The organism is Streptomyces polyrhachis, assembly GCF_042663125.1.
GTDB lineage: Bacteria > Actinomycetota > Actinomycetes > Streptomycetales > Streptomycetaceae > Streptomyces > Streptomyces polyrhachii.
In genome coordinates this window covers 50,204-67,120 of the sequence record NZ_JBHSZO010000008.1, presented here as the reverse complement: position 1 = coordinate 67,120, position 16,917 = coordinate 50,204, and the positions used below count along the sequence as shown (strand labels likewise).

Genomic DNA, 16,917 nt, shown 5'->3' with positions numbered 1-16,917 from the left:
GTGGGGGCCTGCCCGGCTGCAGTGGGCGGGCCCCCGCCGTCTGCGTGCCCCCGCCGTCTGCGTGCCGCCGGTGCCGGTGCGGACGGATACGGGCTGGTGGGGGCCCTGGACGCCAGGGGGGACCCGGGTGGGCAGCCGCACCCCCGTGGCGGCTGCCACCCGTATCGGACCTCCACCATTTCCGCAGATCATGTCCTGATCAACTCCATATCGGAGATGGTTGAATAACCCTCCAGTTATGGATGCGGACGGGAGGCGGAAAAGCCGGGTGGAGCTGCGCGACATCGAGATCTTCCTCACGCTCGCCGAGGAGCTGCACTTCGGCCGCACGGCCGAGCGGCTGCACATCTCCCAGGCGCGGGTCAGCCAGGCCATCGCCAAGCAGGAGCGCCGGATCGGCGCCGCCCTCTTCGAGCGCACCAGCCGCCGGGTGACCCTCACCGCGATCGGCGAGCGCCTGCACACCGACCTCGACGCCGGCTACCGGCAGATCACCGAGGGGCTGCGGCGCGCCGCCGAGACCGCGCGCGGGGCCGCCGGGACGCTGAGCCTGGGCATCATGGGCCCGCTGGCCCACGACATCGCCCACGTCACCGCGCTCTTCCGCGAGCGCCGCCCGCACTGCGAACTGAGCTTCCGCGAGGCCCACTTCAGCGACCCCTTCGGCCCGCTGCGGGCCGGCGAGGTGGACGTGCAGCTGACCTGGCTGCCGGTACGCGAGCCGGACCTGACGGTGGGCCCCGAGCTGCTGGTGGAGCCGGTCGCGCTGGCAGTCGCGCCCGGCCACCCGCTCGCCGGGCGCCCGTACGTCACGCTGGAGGACCTGGGCGACTGCGAGCTGATGCAGCCCACCGCCCCGGTGCCGGACTACTGGCTGCGCACCCTGCGCCCGGCGCACACCCCGGGCGGCCGGCCGATCCGCTCCGGGCCCCGGGCGGCGACGATCCAGGAGGCGTTCGCGATGGTGGCCGCGGGGCTGTGCGCCACGGTGGTCTTCGCCCCGGTCACCCGGCACTACCCGCGTGCGGACATCGACTTCGTCCCCATCCGCGACGCCGAGCACTCGCGCTGGGCGCTGGTCTGGCGTACGGCCCACGAGACCGCGCTCGTACGGGCCCTGGCCGAGGCGGCGCTGGACGCCCAGCGCGAGCGCGGCCCGCTGGTACCGGGGGCGTACGGACCGCGGGCGGTGCCGCCCCCCGGGGCGTAGCAGCCGCTACGCCGCCCTCCCCAGCCACAGCACCAGCTCCCGCTCCCTGGCCCGCAGCCGCTCCACCTCCGCCTGCTGCTCGGGGGTCCAGGCAGGGCTGGCCACCAGCTCCACCCGCAGCCAGCCCAGGTCCTCGCAGCGGCCGGGGAAGGGGTCGGTGGACCAGGGCAGAGTGCGCCAGAGCGCGGTCAGATCGGCACGCACCCGGGCGAGTTCGGCCTCGGGCTGCTGGGTTTCCCTCATCGCTTCAGCCACCCCGCAATGCTACTGCTGTTCGATTTATGGCCGCAGGTCTTTACGGAGCACGCCCCGCGATCCGCCCCCGGACATGCGAAAGCCCCACGTCCGGACCGTGAGCGGCCGTTCCGGGGTGGGGCTGGTGCGGTGACTGCGTATCGGTGGGGTACGGGGAGAGGCGGCATCGGGGGGACAGCGCCGCCTCCCCCCGACGAGGACGGCCGTCAGGCCCCGCTGCGCCGCTGGGGGAAGTGCGGCGCGCGTCGGCCACGCAGTGAGGCCGTCCCGGAGCGCGCCCGGTTCCTGGCGGATCCGGGGGCTCGCTTTCCATGGTGCCCTGCCCCGGTCCTTATCCGGAGCGCCGAAAGACCTGGGAGCAGGGGACTTTCGTCCGTCAATCGCAAGGCCGATCGATAGACTCGCCCGATGGCGGAGGGCGGCGCATGGGCGACCGCCGGGGAGGTTGTGGGCGCATCGTGGATGTGAAGAAGCTGGCGATATCCATCTTGGTCGTCTTTGTCCTGTACACCATCATCACCTCGCCGGAGCGTTCCGCCGAGCTGGTCGGTGTCGGTTTCAGCGGCCTCGCGGACGCGGCGGAGGGCATCGGCGACTTCATGAGCGAGCTGGTCAACTGACCGGCCGGCCGAGCGGCGGTCGGCTCCGCCCGCCCGGGGTCGAATTGACCGTATGGGAAGGGGTGTTCGACCCCATCGATCGTCAACACGACGAATTGCGGTGCTTGCGCACAGTGCACATCTCTTGTGATGCTATGACCGCTTTTCCTGGTTTTCCCGTTTTGTTCCCATGAGGGCCGCCGCTGATCTCCGGGGTCCCCCGCTGACTAGGTATGCAGAAGGGGTGGTTCGGTCCGTGTCGACCAGCGCCGCGCCGCCCGCCCCAGGGCCGCCCGTGTCACCGCAGACGCCCCCCAGGCAGCGGCCCACCGACACCCGGGCGCTGACCCAGGTGCTCTTCCAGGAGCTGTCCCAACTGCCGCCCGGCTCCCCCGAGCGCGCCCGGATCCGGGCCGCGCTGATCGAGGCGAACCTGCCGATGGTCCGCTACGCGGCGGCCCGCTTCCGCAGCCGCAACGAGCCGATGGAGGACGTGATCCAGGTCGGCACGATCGGCCTGATCAACGCCATCGACCGCTTCGACCCGGAGCGCGGCGTGCAGTTCCCCACCTTCGCCATGCCCACCGTGGTCGGCGAGATCAAACGTTACTTCAGGGACAACGTGCGCACCGTCCACGTCCCGCGCCGGCTGCACGAGCTGTGGGTGCAGGTCAACGGGGCCACCGAGGACCTCACCACCCTGCACGGCCGCCACCCCACCGTCGCGGAGGTCTCCGAGCGCCTCGGCGTCCCCGAGGAGGAGGTGCTCGCCTGCCGCGAGGCCGGACGGGCGTACCACGCGGCCTCGTTGGAGGCCGCACAGGAGGGCGAGAGTTCACCCGGCCTGCTCGACCGCCTCGGCTACGAGGACCCGGCGCTCGTCGGCGTCGAGCACCGCGACCTCGTCCGGCACCTGCTGGTCCAACTCCCCGAGCGCGAGCAGCGGATCCTGGTGCTGCGCTACTACAGCAACCTCACGCAGTCGCAGATCAGCGCTGAGCTGGGCGTCTCCCAGATGCACGTCTCCCGGCTGCTCTCGCGGAGCTTCGCGCGGCTGCGGTCCGCAAACAAGATCGATTCGTAACCGGAACGGGTAGGGCCCGCTCCGGTCCCCAGGGCTGCCATCAGCGCGGATATGTCGATTTGGCGCTTCAGCGTGTTGCCGACTTGTGACATTCTGCTGGAACCGTGTTTGCCGCGGCCCGCCCTCCGGTATTCAGGATGAGGCTGGACCGACCGGGCGGATGCCGCCCGGCAGGAAGGCTGCGAACCGACCGCGACCTCAAGGGGGTGGCATGTCCGTAGAACTGGGCAGCTCCAAGGTGCTCACCGTTGACGACCCGGCGATTGCGGCCGCGACCGACGCCGTGACCACGACCGGCAACCTGCCGACGACCGGCGGCGCCATCGACACCCGCGCGCTCTCCCGCTCCCTGTTCCTGCGGCTCGCCGAGCTGGCACCGGACAGCGCCGAGCGCACCTATGTCCGCGACACCCTCATCGAGTTGAACCTCCCCCTCGTGCGCTACGCGGCGGCCCGCTTCCGCAGCCGCAACGAGCCGATGGAGGACATCGTCCAGGTCGGCACGATCGGCCTGATCAAGGCGATCGACCGCTTCGACTGCGGCCGCGGCACGGAGTTCCCGACCTTCGCCATGCCGACGGTCATCGGCGAGATCAAGCGCTACTTCCGCGACACCAGCTGGTCGGTGCGCGTCCCGCGCCGGCTGCAGGAGCTTCGCCTGGCGCTGACCAAGGCCAGCGACGAGCTGTCGCAGAAGTACGACCGCTCGCCCACCGTCCCCGAACTCGCCCGCTGCCTGGGGGTATCGGAGGAGGACGTGGTCGACGGCCTCGCGGTGGGCAACGCCTACACCGCCAGCTCCCTGGACTCCACCTCCCCCGAGGAGGACGGCGGCGAGGGCTCCCTCGCGGACCGCCTCGGCTACGAGGACAGCGCGCTGGAGGGCGTGGAGTACCGCGAGTCGCTCAAGCCCCTGCTGGCCCGACTGCCCGCGCGCGAGCGGCAGATCATCATGCTGCGCTTCTTCGCCAACATGACGCAGTCGCAGATCGGCGAGACGGTGGGCATCTCGCAGATGCACGTCTCCCGGCTGCTCACCCGCACCCTGGCGCAGCTGCGCGAGGGCCTGACGGCGGACTGAGGCCCGCAGCCCGCGTCGTACGGACACCGGGAGGCCCCGCGCGGGGGCGGGGCCCACGGGTGTGCGGGCGGGTGTCGTACGGGAGGGTGTCGTACGGGAGGGATCAGCCCAGCGCGATCCAGGCCGCGCCCGCGACCGCGGCCAGGACGACCAGGACGCCGACGATCAGGCCGAGGCGCGAGCCGCCGGCGGCGCGCCGCACCTGCGGCGGGGTGTGACCGGGCTGGCGGGGCTGTCCCTGCGGGGCGCCCTCGTCGACGAAGGCGCGGAACATCTGCGTGCTGCCCGCCGGGTCGTAGTTCGGATCCGGAGCCTGACCATGGGGAGTGTGAGCCATGGAGCCGCACCCTAGCGAACGCCCCGGCGGGCTGGCCACCCGCTGTTACGCGTTGTTACGGGCCCCCAGCGGCCTTCATCGGCCCTCATCGGCCCTCACCGGCCCTCACCGGCAGAGAAGGGACTCTCCGGACACCGGGGCGCCCTGCACCGCCGTGCGGTCGAAGACCACCCGGGCCGTCCGCTGGCGGTCCGTCCCCGGACGCACGTCGAAGACCGGGCCGTGGCCCGCCACCGGGTCCAGCCGGGCGCCGGGCAGCGCGGCGGCGAGGGTGGGGGCGTAGCGCTGCCAGCGCGGGTCGTACGTGATGACGGTGCGCTCCCCGCCGGCGGCCGCCACGGGGCCGCGCCCGCGCACGTCGAAGCCGTTGGCCCGCAGCGCCCGCGCCACCCGCCCGTCCGCGGCGCGCACCTGGACGAACGTCGGCGGCATGTCCACCGCCACGGCCCCGCCCGGCAGGACGCCTTGGTCGCCGGTGACCGGTCGGTCCTCGCGCAGCGCCTTCCACAGCGTCGCCGCGCGCCGCCCGTGCCAGCGCACCGTGGATCCCCACTGCGGCACCCGGTGGTCCCAGTCGGCGACCGGCACGGTGGCGAACTCCGTGTCCCGCACCTTCCCCAACGCCAGCCCCAGCCGCGCCAGTTCGAGCGGGGAGGTGCCCGGGTCCGTACGGACCGAGCGCAGCAGCGTGCGCGCGGTGCGGGCGGCGGACGGCAGGTCGGCGAAGGCACCGCCGGTACGCAGCCGCTCCAGCATCCCGGCGAGCAGCCTGTGCTGGCGGCGCACCCGGCCGCCGTCGCCGGGCGGCGGGACGTGGCGGGCGCGGGCGTAGCGCAGGGCGCCGTTGCCGTCCACGTGATGGGTGCCGGGGTCCAGGCGCAGGCCGGAGTTCTTGTCGGCGAGCGGTTCGGCGGTGCAGACGGTGGCGCCGCCCAGGTCGTCGACGGCGGCGGCGAAGCCGGGGAAGTCCGCCTGCAGGTAGTGGTCGACCTTCAGGCCGGTGGCCCGCTCCACGGTGCGCATCGCGAGGTCGGGACCGCCGTGCTGGTAGGCGCCGTTGATCTTCCCGTGGTGGCGGGGATGGTCGTGCGGGGCGAACTCGACGTAGGAGTCGCGCAGCAGCGAGACCGCGCTCGCGCGCTTCCCGTCGGCGGAGAGGTGGACGAGCATCAGCACGTCCGTGCAGTCGCAGCCCTCGCCGCCGACGTGCAGCTTGTTGATCGTCTCGCGGGAGAGCCCGCGGCGGGTGTCGACGCCGGCGACGAGGATGTTGGTCCCGCCGGCGGCGGCGCGGTCGCTCGTACCGGCGGCGAAGGTGTCGGCGGACACGGCCTGGACGGTCCCGCCGGTGGCGAGCACGGCGAGCAGGGTGGCGAGGAGGGGGAGGCGGCGCATGGCTACGCATGGTAGGGCTGATAAAGGGTCAAACAGGGTGAATTGTGCCCCGTGTCCGCGCGGCTAGCGCGCCTGCCCCCCGAGCGCCGCGATCCCCGCCAGCGCGCAGTCCAGGGCGAACTCGAAGTCCCGCTCGCGCATCGCGTGCACCGTCTCCCCGCCGCGCGCCCGCACCGTCGCCAGCGACTCGGCGTACTTCTCCCGCCCCGACAGCCGCTCCATGACCTCGCCGTAGAACGTGTCCTCGTCCACCCCCGAGGCCCGACAGCGCTCCCGCCAGCGCCCCTCCACCGTGCCGAAGCCGTAGGTGAACTGGAAGAGCAGCGAGAGCGCGCCCATCCAGGAGTGGTCCGGCAGCCCCGAGGCGCGGATCGCGCGCTGGGCCGACCCGGCGAAGGCCAGCGCGTGCGGGCCGATGTTGAGGTACTCGCCGGCCAGCGGGGAGACCCAGGGGTGGGCGACGAGCATCCGCCGGTGCTCGCGGGCGAGTTGGCGCAGCCGCTCGCGCCAGTCGGCGTCCTCGGCGGGCAGCCGGAGGTCCTGGTGGACCTGGTCGAGGGCCAGCTCCAGCAGCTCGTCCTTGGTGTCCACGTACCAGTAGACCGACATCGCGGTGACGCCCAGCCCGGCGGCGAGGCGGCGCATCGACAGCTTGGCCAGGCCCTCGGCGTCGAGCAGCTCGACGGTGGCGGCGACGATGCGCTCCAGCCGCAGCCCCGCCGGCTGCGCGCCGCCGCCGGCGGAGGAGGCGCGGACGGGCTTCTCGCGCAGCCAGACGCTCGCGCTGGCGTCCCGGACCGGGCGGCGCTCGGACGTCATGCGGGGCCTCCTCGGGGGGTGGGGGGTGCGCGGGTCGGCGCTTCGGGTCGCCAGTCAGTCAGCCAGTCGGTCAGCCAGTCAGCCAGTCGGTCGGCTCGATCGGGCCCCGGGCCTGGGCGCCCCGCGACCGCGATGTCGATGCTACGGCGGCGGGGTGGAGGCGGGGGCGGAGTGCGCGGGCGGAGTGCGGGAAGGGCGCTCCCGCCGGTCGCCCCGCCGGTCGCCCGCTGGCGGATGCGGATCGCAGCGGGAAGAGCTTTGCCCTCGCAGCCCCCCGCCGGGTACGGTGGGGGCGATTGGTGACAGCCCCTGCGGCTGTGCCATCATCTGCTCACACCTTTGCGGCACCCCCGGGTGACGCGTGGCGTGTGCTGGAGGCGTCGCCTAGTCCGGTCTATGGCGCCGCACTGCTAATGCGGTTTGGGGTTTACCCCCCATCGAGGGTTCAAATCCCTCCGCCTCCGCCCTTCGATCCCCGCGATCACGAAGCCCTGGCCCTTACGGCCGGGGCTTCTTTGCTGTACGGCCCCGCGCGGCGCCCCGGACGAGGCCGCCCCCCGTCCGAACGCATAGACGTTTCCGCAGGTCAGAGCAGGTGCGACAAACGGATTTCGCCTCCGGCCGCAGGTCATGTAATGTTGTTCCCGCAACGCCGACCGGCAAGAAAAACCGGGAAGCAAAGCGCTCGTAGCTTAACGGATAGAGCACTTGACTACGGATCAAGAGGTTGCAGGTTCGAATCCTGCCGAGCGCACACACGGAAGCTAGCTTCCACCTCAGGTCAGGGCCTTGATCTCACTCCGGTGAGACAGGGCCCTTGGTCGTTCTAGGGGCCGTTCGTCTCACGATTTCCCACTCTTCAGTTGTGGGCCTTGCCCAGCCGAGCAGCTCGCCCAGGTGGTGACGCAAGTGGACGTCGGCGTCGGTGACGGCGCTGTAGTCGTGCCTTGCGTAGGCGTCGTGGCGCTGCTGGGCGAGCTGGTCACAGTCGGCGCACCGGGGTGCGGGTTGCGGCGGCCGGGTGGGGTTCCAGTCCGGTTGGGTGGGCTGTCGACGCTCGGCGGCCAGGTCGCGGGCGTAGGCGGCCCACCGGTCCATCTCGCCGTCGTCGGGGATGTGTCACTGCTCCTCCCCGCGGTGCCCGCATGCGCAGGCCCGGCAGCCGCAGGGGACGGTCAGGAGCGGAGGATCGGTGTACGCGGCGCCGCGGGCGTAGATTCCCCGCCAGCCGGGGCACACCTCGTGTGCGTCGTCGGCGCACTGGGCGCTGGCCGGCGGGCGGATAGGTGCGGGGGTGCTGGTCGCCATGCTCTCTACGGTCGTTCCGGTCGCCGGGACGGGGGAACCTCCCACGAACACCACTTGGGGACGTCCTATGTCGGGTAGAACGTCCCTGGTGGTGTCCTGCGCCCAGGAGGGGGACTGGCATGGCGAACGAGAGGCTGCGGGCGGTGATGGCGGCGGGCGGCTGGACGTGCGCGATGCTGGCCGGCGCGACGGACGTCGACCCCAAGAGCGTGGAGCGGTGGGTCAACCTCGATCGCATCCCGCGCCGGGTCACCGCGCTGCGGGCCGCCGAGACACTGGGGGAGGACGTACACGCACTGTGGCCGGCACTGCGCCAGGGACGTAAGGCCCGCGCTGTGAACGCGGAGTTGGTGGCCCTGTACGCCCAGCGCGCCGACCTTCCGGTGTCCGCGTTCGTCGACTTGTTCGCCCGTGCTCGCGAGCACATCGACGTCCTGGTCTACGCGGGCATCTTCCTGCATGAGGCGTATCCGCGGCTGAACGAGCTGCTCGCCGAGCGGGCCGCCGAGGGATGCCGGGTGCGGATCGCGCTGGGGGACGCCGACAGCGCGAACGTTCAACAGCGCGGCGTTGAGGAGCGCTTCGGGCACGGCATCGAGTCACGCTGCCGGCTGGCTCTGATGCACTACCTCCCGCTGCTCGGTACGCCGGGGATCGAACTGCGTCTGCACGACACGCCTCTGTACAACTCCCTGTACCGCGCGGATGACCAGGTGCTCGTCAACGCGCATGTCTTCGGCGTCAACGCCTACGCCGCCCCTGTCTGGCAGCTACGCCGCGTCGAGGACGGCGGCCTGTTCGACACCTACGCCCAGTCCTTCGCCGCCGTGTGGGACACCGCCCGCCCGGTCGAGGGAGAAGCCTGATGGCACGCCGCGAGTTCTTCGACGATCCGGCCGCCCCCGAGCCCAACGCCATGGTCGTTGCGGCGTCCGCCGTGGTCGTTGACAACGCGGGGCGCATCTTGCTGCAGCGGCGCGCGGACAGCGGCCTGTGGGCGCTTCCCGGCGGCGGCATGGACGTGGGCGAGAGCCTGCCCGGCTGCGCCGTGCGGGAGGTCCGGGAGGAAACCGGCCTCGACGTCGAGGTGACCGGGCTCGTGGGTACGTACACCGACCCCCGCCACGTCATCGCCTACACCGACGGCGAAGTGCGCCGGCAGTTCAACATCTGCTTCACCGCCCGCATCACCGGCGGGACACTCGCGATCTCGGAGGAGTCGACGGAGTTGAAGTTCGTCGCACCCGGCGACCTTGAGCAACTACCGATGCACCACACCCAGCGGCTACGACTGCGCCACTACCTTGAGCGGCGGGGCGAGCCGTATCTGGGGTAGTGCTCCAGGATGTGCAGCTCGGATACGTCTTGCTCGGGCGAGCTGATCCGGTCCGAGGTCTCGTCGGTACTCTTCCGTGTCGCTTAGTCTGCCGCTAGGGGGTGCCATGGGCGGCAGCGGCGACTGGAACGACGGCAGTGACTACCAGGCAGCGGTAGAGCGAGCCGAGAGAGCTGCGCGGGCGGGACTGGCGATCAGCGCGGGTGTCGCCGGCACGGTTGCCTTGGTCGTCATCGGGGGGATCACGGTGATTTTCGTGGGCGTGGTTGTCATGATGATCGACATCGGCAGTTCGTGATCCCGCCGGGTCGGCCCCGGGTCGTCTGAGTGCCCAAGCGCGTGGCGGCTAGGGCGTGCGGCTGCGAACAAGCGCGAGCGTCTGCGCACCTTCCGTCGCAGATCAGCGGTGGTTCAGACACGGCAGGGGCCATTGGTCGGGTTGCCCGCGGATCAAGAGGTTGCAGGTTCGAATCCTGCCGAGCGCACAGCAGCGAAGGCCCCCTGGATCAGCCAGGGGGCCTTCGGCGTGTTCGGGGGTGTCGGCTTACTGCAAGGTGCCATACGTCGGTGTGGGGGGGGAGGGCGCGTTTCGCGCGGGAGTGGGCGATCTTGGCTGCGATCGCCAGGGGGAGGGCCGTGAGGGTGGCCAGGAGGCCGAGTAGGGCCGTGGAGGCGAGGGTCAGGGGCATGGTCGGGCTGTCGAGGGCGCGGGCCTGGACGGAGGAGAGCGGCCTGGTGCCCGCGTCCGTGTCGAGGTGGGAGCGGGAGTCCCTGGAATTGCCCCGGTAGTCGCCGAGCAGGAACATCCGGCCGGCCGGGACGGTGACGGAGTAGCGGGGGCTGGCGGCGCCCGGTTCGCCGGACATGACGTACGGCTCGTCGAGGGGGCGGCCGTTGACGGTGACCGGTTCGCCGGGTGCCCCGGACACCCGGTCGCCGCCCAGGGCGACGACCCGCTTCAGGAAGCGGTCGGGGCCGTGTCCCGGCGGGGACCAGTCGCCGGCCCGGAACAGCACCACGTCGCCCCGGCGTATCTCGGAGCCGTCGACGCGTTCCGCGTACACGCGGTCGCCCGCGGTGTAGGTGGGGTTCATGGCGTCGGAGTTGACCGACACCCCCGTGTAGCCGACGAACAGCCACGTCAGCGCGCCGGCCAGCAGTACCACGCCGGCGGAACCTGTCAGTCGCGCTGCCCGTCGCAGCCGTCTCCCTGCCGGGCGCATGGCGGCCCCTCCCTGCTCGGTGATCAACGCCGGGAGGCTATCGCCGGCCGGCGAACGACGCGGCTTCGGGATCGGTGTTGGCCCAAGTCCTGTTCCGGGATTCCTCCTTGGGTCGATCTTCCTCTTGACGGCGGTGGGTCTCCTGCACCACCCTTTCACTAATCAAGTAGTGAAAGGGTGGTGCAGAGCATGGTCGGCTTCCGGATCGATCGGCGTAGTGGCGTGGCCACCTATCTGCAGATCGTCCAGCAGGTCCGGCAGGCGTTGCGGCTGGGGCTGCTGGAGCCGGGGGATCAGCTGCCCACGGCGCGGGAGGTCGTCGAGGCGACCGCCGTCAATCCGAACACGGTGCTCAAGGCGTATCGCGAGCTGGAGCGGGAGGGGCTGGTGGAGGCGCGGCGGGGGCTGGGCACGTTCGTGCGGAAGTCGCTGAGCGCGCCGCTCGCCGACTCGCCGCTGCGTGAGGAGCTGAGGGGCTGGGCCGTACGGGCCCGGGCCGCCGGTCTGCAGAGGGACGACGTCGCGGCGCTGTTCGGCGCCGTACTTGAGGAGCAGTTCCGCGCCGAGCCGGCGCGGCAGACATCCGTACAGGGGGATTCCGTATGACTGACACCGCCATCGAGGCGGTCGCACTCGGCAAGCGGTACGGCCGGCGCGACGCGCTGGGCGAGTGCACCTTCCGGCTGCCCGCCGGACGCGTGTGCGCGCTCGTCGGGCCCAACGGCGCCGGCAAGTCGACCCTGCTCGGCCTCGCGGCCGGGCTGCTGCGACCCGGCTCGGGCCACCTCACCGTGCTCGGCACCGAGCCGGCCGCCGCGCGGCCCAGGGTCGCCTACGTCGCGCAGGACAAGCCGCTCTACCCGCAGCTCACCGTCGCCGAGACGCTCCGCCTGGGCGCCGAGCTGAACCCGGGCCGCTGGGACGCCGGCCTCGCCGGACGCGTCGTCCGTGACGCCGGCCTCGACACCGGCGCCCGGATCCGCAGCCTCTCCGGCGGGCAGCGCACCCGCGTGGCGCTCGCACTCGCCCTGGGCAAGCGCGCCGAACTCCTGCTGCTGGACGAGCCGATGGCCGACCTCGACCCGCTGGCGCGCCACCAGCTCATGGGGACACTGCTCGCCCAGGCCGCCGAGCACGGCACGACGGTGGTGATGTCCTCGCACATCGTGAGCGAACTGGCCGAGGTCTGCGACCACTTGCTGCTCGTCGCGGGCGGCCGGGTGCGGCTGTGCGGGGACATCGAGGAGATCGTCGCCGCGCACACCCTGGCCACCGGGCGCGGACCGCTCGCCGAGCTGGCGCCGCACACCGTCGTGGAGTCGCGTGCCACCGGGCGCGGACTCAGCGCGCTGATCCGCCACTCCGGGCCCGTCGGGCCGCGGTGGGACACCGAGGAGCCTTCATTGGAGGAGCTGTTGCTCGCCCACCTGCGCAATCCCGACGCCCCCGCGCTGACCCTGGCCGACGCCCCGGCCGGTCGGGAGGTGGCCGCATGAGCGCCGCACTGCTGCACGGGACGCGCTGGGTGGACGTACGGCTGTACCGGCGGGTGCTGTGGGCGGCGGGGGGACTGCTGCTGGCGGCGGGCGCGTTCGTCGGGTGGCTGCGGTGGGCGGCCGAGGCGTATCCGGAGCGGTGCGATGCCAGGGAGTGCGACACCTTCCTCGGGTTCATGAGCGCCTCCGAACTGCTCTCCACCGCGATGTCCCGGGGCGCCGTGCTCCTCCTCGCCGTGCCCCTCGTGGTCGGCGCCTTCGTCGCCGGGCCGATGGTCGCGCGCGAGCTGGAGAGCGGTACGTACCAGGTCGCGTGGAGCCAGGGCGTCACGCCCGTGCGGTGGCTCGTCTCGAAGGTGACGACCGCCGCCGTGGTCGTCACGGCCGGGGGGCTGGCGCTTATGGGCCTCTTCCGGCTCGGGGCGTGGAACTTTCGGGACACGGCGAACCTCAACTGGTACGACCGGGGCCCGTACGAGCTGTTCGGCCCCGCCTTCGTCGCCTACTGCCTGCTCGGCGTCGCCGTCGGCGCGCTGACCGGGCTCCTCGTGCGACGCACCCTGCTCGCGCTGGCCGCCTCGGGGCTGGTCACCGGGATCGTGCTCTACGGGATCGGGAGCTGGCGCTGGGACCTCTACCCCGTGCACACCGCCGGCGGGGCGGGGCGCACACGGTCGCAGGAGTGGTCCGGGGATATGCCGAGCGGGATCATGCTGGTGGACGAGGGGGTACGCAACGCCGCCGGATACGCCGCCCTGCGCGTGCTGCGGGCGCGTACGGCCTGAGCAGCGCGCCGGCACGCGGTCCCCGCCGGACCCGCCGGCGGGGGTCGGGGCGTGACGATTGTCATCCGCCGTCCCGGGCGCACCCGGGGGCCGTAGAATCCTCAGCAGACACGGCTTGGGCGCGGATTCCTCGCGTGTACGCGTGTCTGAGTGATGCGGTCACCAGGGAGGACGTTCGTTGTGAGCAGCCGGCCATCCCGAGGCGCTGCTCGCCTCGCAGCCATACTCGACGCCCTGCCCGACGCCCTGCTGCTCGTCAACACGAACGGCACGGTGGTCGCCGCCAACCCCGTCGCGCTGGAGACCTTCGAGTCGCCCGGCACGGGGCTCGTGGGGCGGGGGGTCCTGGACCTGCTGCCCGATTTCGACCCCAAGCTGATCCCCGGCTCGATGCGCCGTCCGGAGGTCGAGCACGAGGGCCGTACGCCGCCGACGCGGATGACCGCCCGGCGGACCGACGGGGAGACCTTCACCGCCGAGGTGACCTCCAAGAACCTGGAGGACGGCCAGTCCCCCTACGCGGGCGAGCCGCAGTACACCGGCGACGAGCTGCTGATGCTGGTCGTCCGCGACCTCACCGGCACCCTGGACACCGAGGCCGAGCTGGCCCGCCAGCGCCGCCAGACCGAGATGATCCTGCGCGCCGCCGCCGAGGGCGTCATCGGGGTGGACGCCGAGGGGCGCATCGTGCTGGTCAACCCGGCCGCCGCGCAGATCCTCGGCTACCGCGCCGGCGAGCTGGGCGGCGCCGAGCTGCACCCGCTGATCCACCACTCGCGCCCCGACGGCGCCGAACTGCCCTTCGACGAGACCCCGCTGGCCGACACCCTGCGCTCCGGGCGCAAGCACCGGGTGCGCGGGCAGGTGCTCTGGTCCAAGGACGGCCGGCCGGTCCCCGTCGACCTGACCACCGCCCCCGTACGCGACGGGGAGCAGCTCGTCGGCGCGGTCCTGGCCTTCACCGACCGGCGCGCGGCCGATGCGCTGGCCGCGCGCGAGGCGCAGCTGCGTGCCGTGCTGGACGAGGGGCTGCGCGGCCCGCTGGAACAGCTGCGCGGCGAGCTGAGCACGCTGGCGGCGGACTCCGCCGGGCAGCTGTGGCCCGAGGCCAACCAGGTCCTGCACCATCTCGCCGCCGGATACGGGCGGATGACCACCCTCATCGACAGCGTGCTGGGCTACCAGCGCGTCGACGCGGGCAGGGAGAAGCTGCGCCTGGGCGACGCCTCGCTGGACGCGGTGGTCAACGACGCCGTGGAGCGCTCGGTGGAGCTGATCGGCCCCGGGCGCGCGCAGTTCGTGGTCCACGCGCCCGCCATTCCGGTACGGGTGGACGCCGACCGGCTGGCGCAGGCGCTGGCGCACCTGGTGGCGGACGTCGCCGGGGTGGACGCCACCGGGCGCGCGCCCGCGACGGGCGGCAGCGGGGACTCCACGATCGTGGTCGCGGCGGCCCAGCGCGGCGAGGTCGTACGGATCGAGGTGCGCGGCCCGTTCAGCGGGGGCAACCCGGTGCACGAGCCGCTGGCGCGCGGGATCGTACGGCTGCACGGCGGCGTGCTGCAGACGCACGAGGTGCCGGGGGCCGGCGCCGGGGCGTACGTACTGGAGGTGCCGGCCGGTGGGGCCGCCGCGCCGGGTGCGGCGGTCGCTGATCGGCAGCCGGCGTCGGGCGGGGAGACGACGGTGCTGCCCGCGCCGGTGGAGCACCGGCGCGGGGCGCTCGTTGCCGATCCGGGCGCCGGTGAGGAGCGGCCGGGTGGGCGGCGTCGGCGGACGGCGTCGGCGGAGACCGGTGAGCTCGTGCTGCCGGAGACGGCGCCGGGCGGGCCGGAGTCGCCGGGCGGTCGGCGCCGGCGGGGCGGGGAGGCTTCCGGGCCGATCGCGCTCCCGGCCGCGGCGGCCGTGCCGGAGCAGGCCGCGCCCGAGGCCGTGACGCCCCCGCAGGCGCGGCCCGCGCAGAGCATCGTGAGTGAGCAGCCGGCGTCCCCGGCGGGGGGTACGCCGCCGCACGGGATCGTCGTCGACACGCCGCCGCACGGCGTCCCGGGCGGGACCAGCGGCGGGCGGCGCAGGCGGGCCGTGGGGACGGGGCCCGCGGGGGCCGCGCAGCCGGAGGCGCCGCAGGCGCAGATGCCGGCGCAGGCGCAGGCGTCTGCGCCGGTGCCCGCCGAGGCGCCGCAGCCGAGCGGTCGCCGGCGGCGGGCGGAGAGCGGGCCGGAGCCCGTACCGGCCGGCGCCGCGCTGCCGCACGGGATGGGGGAGCAGGTCCGGGCCCAGGGCGGACCGCAGGCCGACTGGTGGGACGAGGACCCGGCGAACAGCGCCGCCGCGCTGGACCAGCAGGGGCCGGGGCGCGCGGAGGCAGCGCCCGCCGAGCCCGTTGCCGCCGGACGGCGTGCCCGCCGGGCGCTGGCCACGGATGTCGCGGAACGCCGCGTGCCGGAGCAGGGCTCCACGCCGCAGGCGTCCGAGGCCCGTGCGCCCATCGCGCTGGGCCCGGTCGAGGGGCCGGCCGAGTCGCCGGCTCCGGCGGCGGCGCAGCCCGTACAGCCGCAGGGGCCCACGGTGAGCGGGGAGGCCGTGCAGGCAGCCCCGCCGCAGCCCGTCGCGGCCGAGGCGAAGGCCGAGCCGCAGCCCCGGCCCGAGGAGGAGGCCGACGCCAGCGGCGCCCGGCGCTTCGCACGCGCCGTGCCCCGGCCGACGCCGCCGCCGCTGCCGCAGACGCAGCCCGGTTCGATAAGCGTACGGACGCTCGGCCACGGCGTGCCCGTCCTGGGCCGCCTCGCCGGCCCCCAGGCGCAGCCTGCCGCCGACCCGGGCGCCGGACGCCGGCGGCTGGGCACGCCGCCGCACGGCACGCCCGTACCGCAGACCCCCTCCCAGGGCGGCCGCCCGCAGCCCGGGGAGTCCGCCGAGCACAGCCGGCGCCGGGACGCGATCGGGCGCGCCTTCTCCATCGAGACGCGCCCCGGGCACGGTCCGGGCGACCCCGCCCCGGAGGAGGGCCCCGAGCCGCTCGACGCCCCGCACGGGGTGGTCGAGGTGGCGCCGGAGTCGAGCGCCCCGCCCGTCCCGCTGGACGACGAGCTGCCCCCCGAGCCGCTGGACAACCCGCGCCGGCTGCTGGTCTGGCCCGAGCCCGACGAGTCCACCCGCGAGGCGCTGACGGCGCGCGGCTACCGGCCGGTCGTGGTGCACTCCCGCGAGGAGGTGGACGCGCAGCTGGAGGCGTATCCGGCGGCGCTCTTCGTCGACCCGCTGACCGGGCCGATCACGCGCACCGCGCTGCAGTCGCTGCGTACGGCCGCGGTCTCGGCCTCCGTGCCGGTGCTGGTGACGGCGGGGCTCGGGCAGGCGACGCGGGAGGCGGCGTACGGGGCGGACCCGGCGGTGCTGCTGAAGGCGCTGGCGCCGCGCGACAGCGAGCAGCACCCGCCGCGCGTCCTCCTCTTCGAGGAGAACCCGGACATACAGGCCGCGATGACGGCCGCCCTGGAGCGGCGCGGCATGCAGGTCGGGTACGCGGCGCAGGACGAGGAGGCGGTCGAGCTGGCCGCGCGGATGCACCCGAACCTGGTGGTGATGGACCTGATGCAGGTCCGCCGCCGCCGGGCCGGCCTGGTCGACTGGCTGAGCGCCAACGGCCTGCTGGCGCGCACCCCGATGGTCGTCTACACCGCCGCCGACCTCGACCCGCACGAGCTGCCCCGCCTGCGCTCGGGCGAAACGGTCCTCTTCCTGGCGGAACGCTCCACGAGCACGGAGGTCCAGAGCCGGATCGTGGACCTGCTGGCAAAGATCGGCACCAGCTGAGACGGACCTGCCTTCGCACCCCACGCTGCTCCCCGCCCGGATACGGGACGGGGAGCAGCGTTCGAGCTGGGTGAGCAGAGTGGGCCTGCGTGAACGCGCCCGGGCGGTCTGGGCGCGGCAGGTGACCGGCAGCACGAAGGGGCGGATCCGATTGGATCCGCCCCTTCGTTCAG

Annotated in this window: 17 protein-coding genes and 2 tRNA genes; 13 read left to right on the top strand and 6 right to left on the bottom strand. The window is 73.5% G+C overall.

The window, feature by feature from the left end; all coding sequences use genetic code 11:
- The first annotated feature begins 268 nt into the window (after nucleotides 1–268).
- Entirely contained in the window at nucleotides 269–1,210 is a 942-nt protein-coding gene (locus ACFQLX_RS07310; RefSeq protein ID WP_386413230.1) for a LysR family transcriptional regulator, read from the top strand.
- 6 nt (nucleotides 1,211–1,216) lie between these two features.
- Here the strand turns inward: ACFQLX_RS07310 and ACFQLX_RS07305 are convergent, their stop codons facing one another.
- The gene (locus ACFQLX_RS07305) at nucleotides 1,217–1,465 is read right to left on the bottom strand and encodes a hypothetical protein (RefSeq protein WP_386413229.1); all 249 of its coding nucleotides are present in this window, start codon (nucleotides 1,463–1,465) and stop codon (nucleotides 1,217–1,219) included.
- A gap of 458 nt (nucleotides 1,466–1,923) precedes the next feature.
- Between ACFQLX_RS07305 and ACFQLX_RS07300 the strand changes: the two genes are divergently transcribed.
- From ACFQLX_RS07300 to ACFQLX_RS07290, 3 genes are all read left to right on the top strand, one after another.
- A complete protein-coding gene (locus tag ACFQLX_RS07300; protein WP_386413340.1) occupies nucleotides 1,924–2,085 on the top strand; it encodes a hypothetical protein in 162 nt (53 codons plus the stop codon).
- A 169-nt stretch (nucleotides 2,086–2,254) separates the two neighbouring features.
- The gene (locus tag ACFQLX_RS07295) at nucleotides 2,255–3,148 is read left to right on the top strand and encodes an RNA polymerase sigma factor SigF (RefSeq protein WP_386413228.1); all 894 of its coding nucleotides are present in this window, start codon (nucleotides 2,255–2,257) and stop codon (nucleotides 3,146–3,148) included.
- Between the two features lie 211 nt (nucleotides 3,149–3,359).
- Nucleotides 3,360–4,229 carry an RNA polymerase sigma factor SigF gene (locus tag ACFQLX_RS07290; protein WP_386413227.1) on the top strand — a complete coding sequence of 290 codons (870 nt, stop codon included), beginning with the start codon at nucleotides 3,360–3,362 and terminating at the stop codon, nucleotides 4,227–4,229.
- Between the two features lie 103 nt (nucleotides 4,230–4,332).
- On the opposite strand, the gene ACFQLX_RS07285 is transcribed toward ACFQLX_RS07290, so the two are convergent.
- The 3 genes from ACFQLX_RS07285 to ACFQLX_RS07275 form a co-directional block, all read right to left on the bottom strand.
- The gene (locus ACFQLX_RS07285) at nucleotides 4,333–4,566 is read right to left on the bottom strand and encodes a hypothetical protein (RefSeq protein WP_386413226.1); all 234 of its coding nucleotides are present in this window, start codon (nucleotides 4,564–4,566) and stop codon (nucleotides 4,333–4,335) included.
- 105 nt (nucleotides 4,567–4,671) lie between these two features.
- Nucleotides 4,672–5,961 carry an LCP family protein gene (locus ACFQLX_RS07280; RefSeq protein ID WP_386413225.1) on the bottom strand — a complete coding sequence of 430 codons (1,290 nt, stop codon included), beginning with the start codon at nucleotides 5,959–5,961 and terminating at the stop codon, nucleotides 4,672–4,674.
- A gap of 63 nt (nucleotides 5,962–6,024) precedes the next feature.
- On the bottom strand, nucleotides 6,025–6,780 hold the full coding sequence (locus ACFQLX_RS07275) for a TetR/AcrR family transcriptional regulator (protein WP_386413224.1): 756 nt from the start codon (nucleotides 6,778–6,780) through the stop codon (nucleotides 6,025–6,027).
- A gap of 373 nt (nucleotides 6,781–7,153) precedes the next feature.
- Between ACFQLX_RS07275 and ACFQLX_RS07270 the strand changes: the two genes are divergently transcribed.
- Nucleotides 7,154–7,244 (top strand) — tRNA-Ser (locus tag ACFQLX_RS07270).
- Between the two features lie 217 nt (nucleotides 7,245–7,461).
- A tRNA-Arg gene (locus ACFQLX_RS07265) sits at nucleotides 7,462–7,534 on the top strand.
- A gap of 365 nt (nucleotides 7,535–7,899) precedes the next feature.
- On the opposite strand, the gene ACFQLX_RS07260 is transcribed toward ACFQLX_RS07265, so the two are convergent.
- The gene (locus ACFQLX_RS07260) at nucleotides 7,900–8,088 is read right to left on the bottom strand and encodes a hypothetical protein (RefSeq protein WP_386413223.1); all 189 of its coding nucleotides are present in this window, start codon (nucleotides 8,086–8,088) and stop codon (nucleotides 7,900–7,902) included.
- A 119-nt stretch (nucleotides 8,089–8,207) separates the two neighbouring features.
- Here ACFQLX_RS07260 and ACFQLX_RS07255 point away from each other — a divergent pair, with 119 nt between their 5' ends.
- From ACFQLX_RS07255 to ACFQLX_RS07245, 3 genes are all read left to right on the top strand, one after another.
- Complete coding sequence (locus ACFQLX_RS07255) at nucleotides 8,208–8,954, top strand: XRE family transcriptional regulator (RefSeq protein ID WP_386413222.1); 747 nt, start codon at nucleotides 8,208–8,210, stop codon at nucleotides 8,952–8,954.
- Complete coding sequence (locus ACFQLX_RS07250; RefSeq protein ID WP_386413221.1) at nucleotides 8,954–9,424, top strand: NUDIX hydrolase; 471 nt, start codon at nucleotides 8,954–8,956, stop codon at nucleotides 9,422–9,424. Before ACFQLX_RS07255 ends, ACFQLX_RS07250 begins: the two co-directional genes overlap by 1 nt.
- 106 nt (nucleotides 9,425–9,530) lie before the next feature.
- Nucleotides 9,531–9,722, top strand: a complete 192-nt coding sequence (locus tag ACFQLX_RS07245; protein WP_386413220.1) for a hypothetical protein — start codon at nucleotides 9,531–9,533, stop codon at nucleotides 9,720–9,722.
- Nucleotides 9,723–9,930: 208 nt separating this feature from the next.
- Here the strand turns inward: ACFQLX_RS07245 and lepB are convergent, their stop codons facing one another.
- A complete protein-coding gene (lepB, locus tag ACFQLX_RS07240) occupies nucleotides 9,931–10,590 on the bottom strand; it encodes a signal peptidase I (protein ID WP_386413219.1) in 660 nt (219 codons plus the stop codon).
- Between the two features lie 246 nt (nucleotides 10,591–10,836).
- On the opposite strand from lepB, the gene ACFQLX_RS07235 reads away from it, so the two are divergent.
- From ACFQLX_RS07235 to ACFQLX_RS07220, 4 genes are all read left to right on the top strand, one after another.
- Complete coding sequence (locus tag ACFQLX_RS07235; protein WP_386413330.1) at nucleotides 10,837–11,253, top strand: GntR family transcriptional regulator; 417 nt, start codon at nucleotides 10,837–10,839, stop codon at nucleotides 11,251–11,253.
- On the top strand, nucleotides 11,250–12,143 hold the full coding sequence (locus tag ACFQLX_RS07230) for an ABC transporter ATP-binding protein (protein WP_386413218.1): 894 nt from the start codon (nucleotides 11,250–11,252) through the stop codon (nucleotides 12,141–12,143). Before ACFQLX_RS07235 ends, ACFQLX_RS07230 begins: the two co-directional genes overlap by 4 nt.
- Nucleotides 12,140–12,928, top strand: a complete 789-nt coding sequence (locus ACFQLX_RS07225; RefSeq protein WP_386413216.1) for an ABC transporter permease — start codon at nucleotides 12,140–12,142, stop codon at nucleotides 12,926–12,928. The genes ACFQLX_RS07230 and ACFQLX_RS07225 overlap by 4 nt, the downstream gene beginning before the upstream one ends.
- A 180-nt stretch (nucleotides 12,929–13,108) precedes the next feature.
- A complete protein-coding gene (locus ACFQLX_RS07220; protein WP_386413215.1) occupies nucleotides 13,109–16,744 on the top strand; it encodes a response regulator in 3,636 nt (1,211 codons plus the stop codon).
- Nucleotides 16,745–16,917 lie beyond the last annotated feature (173 nt).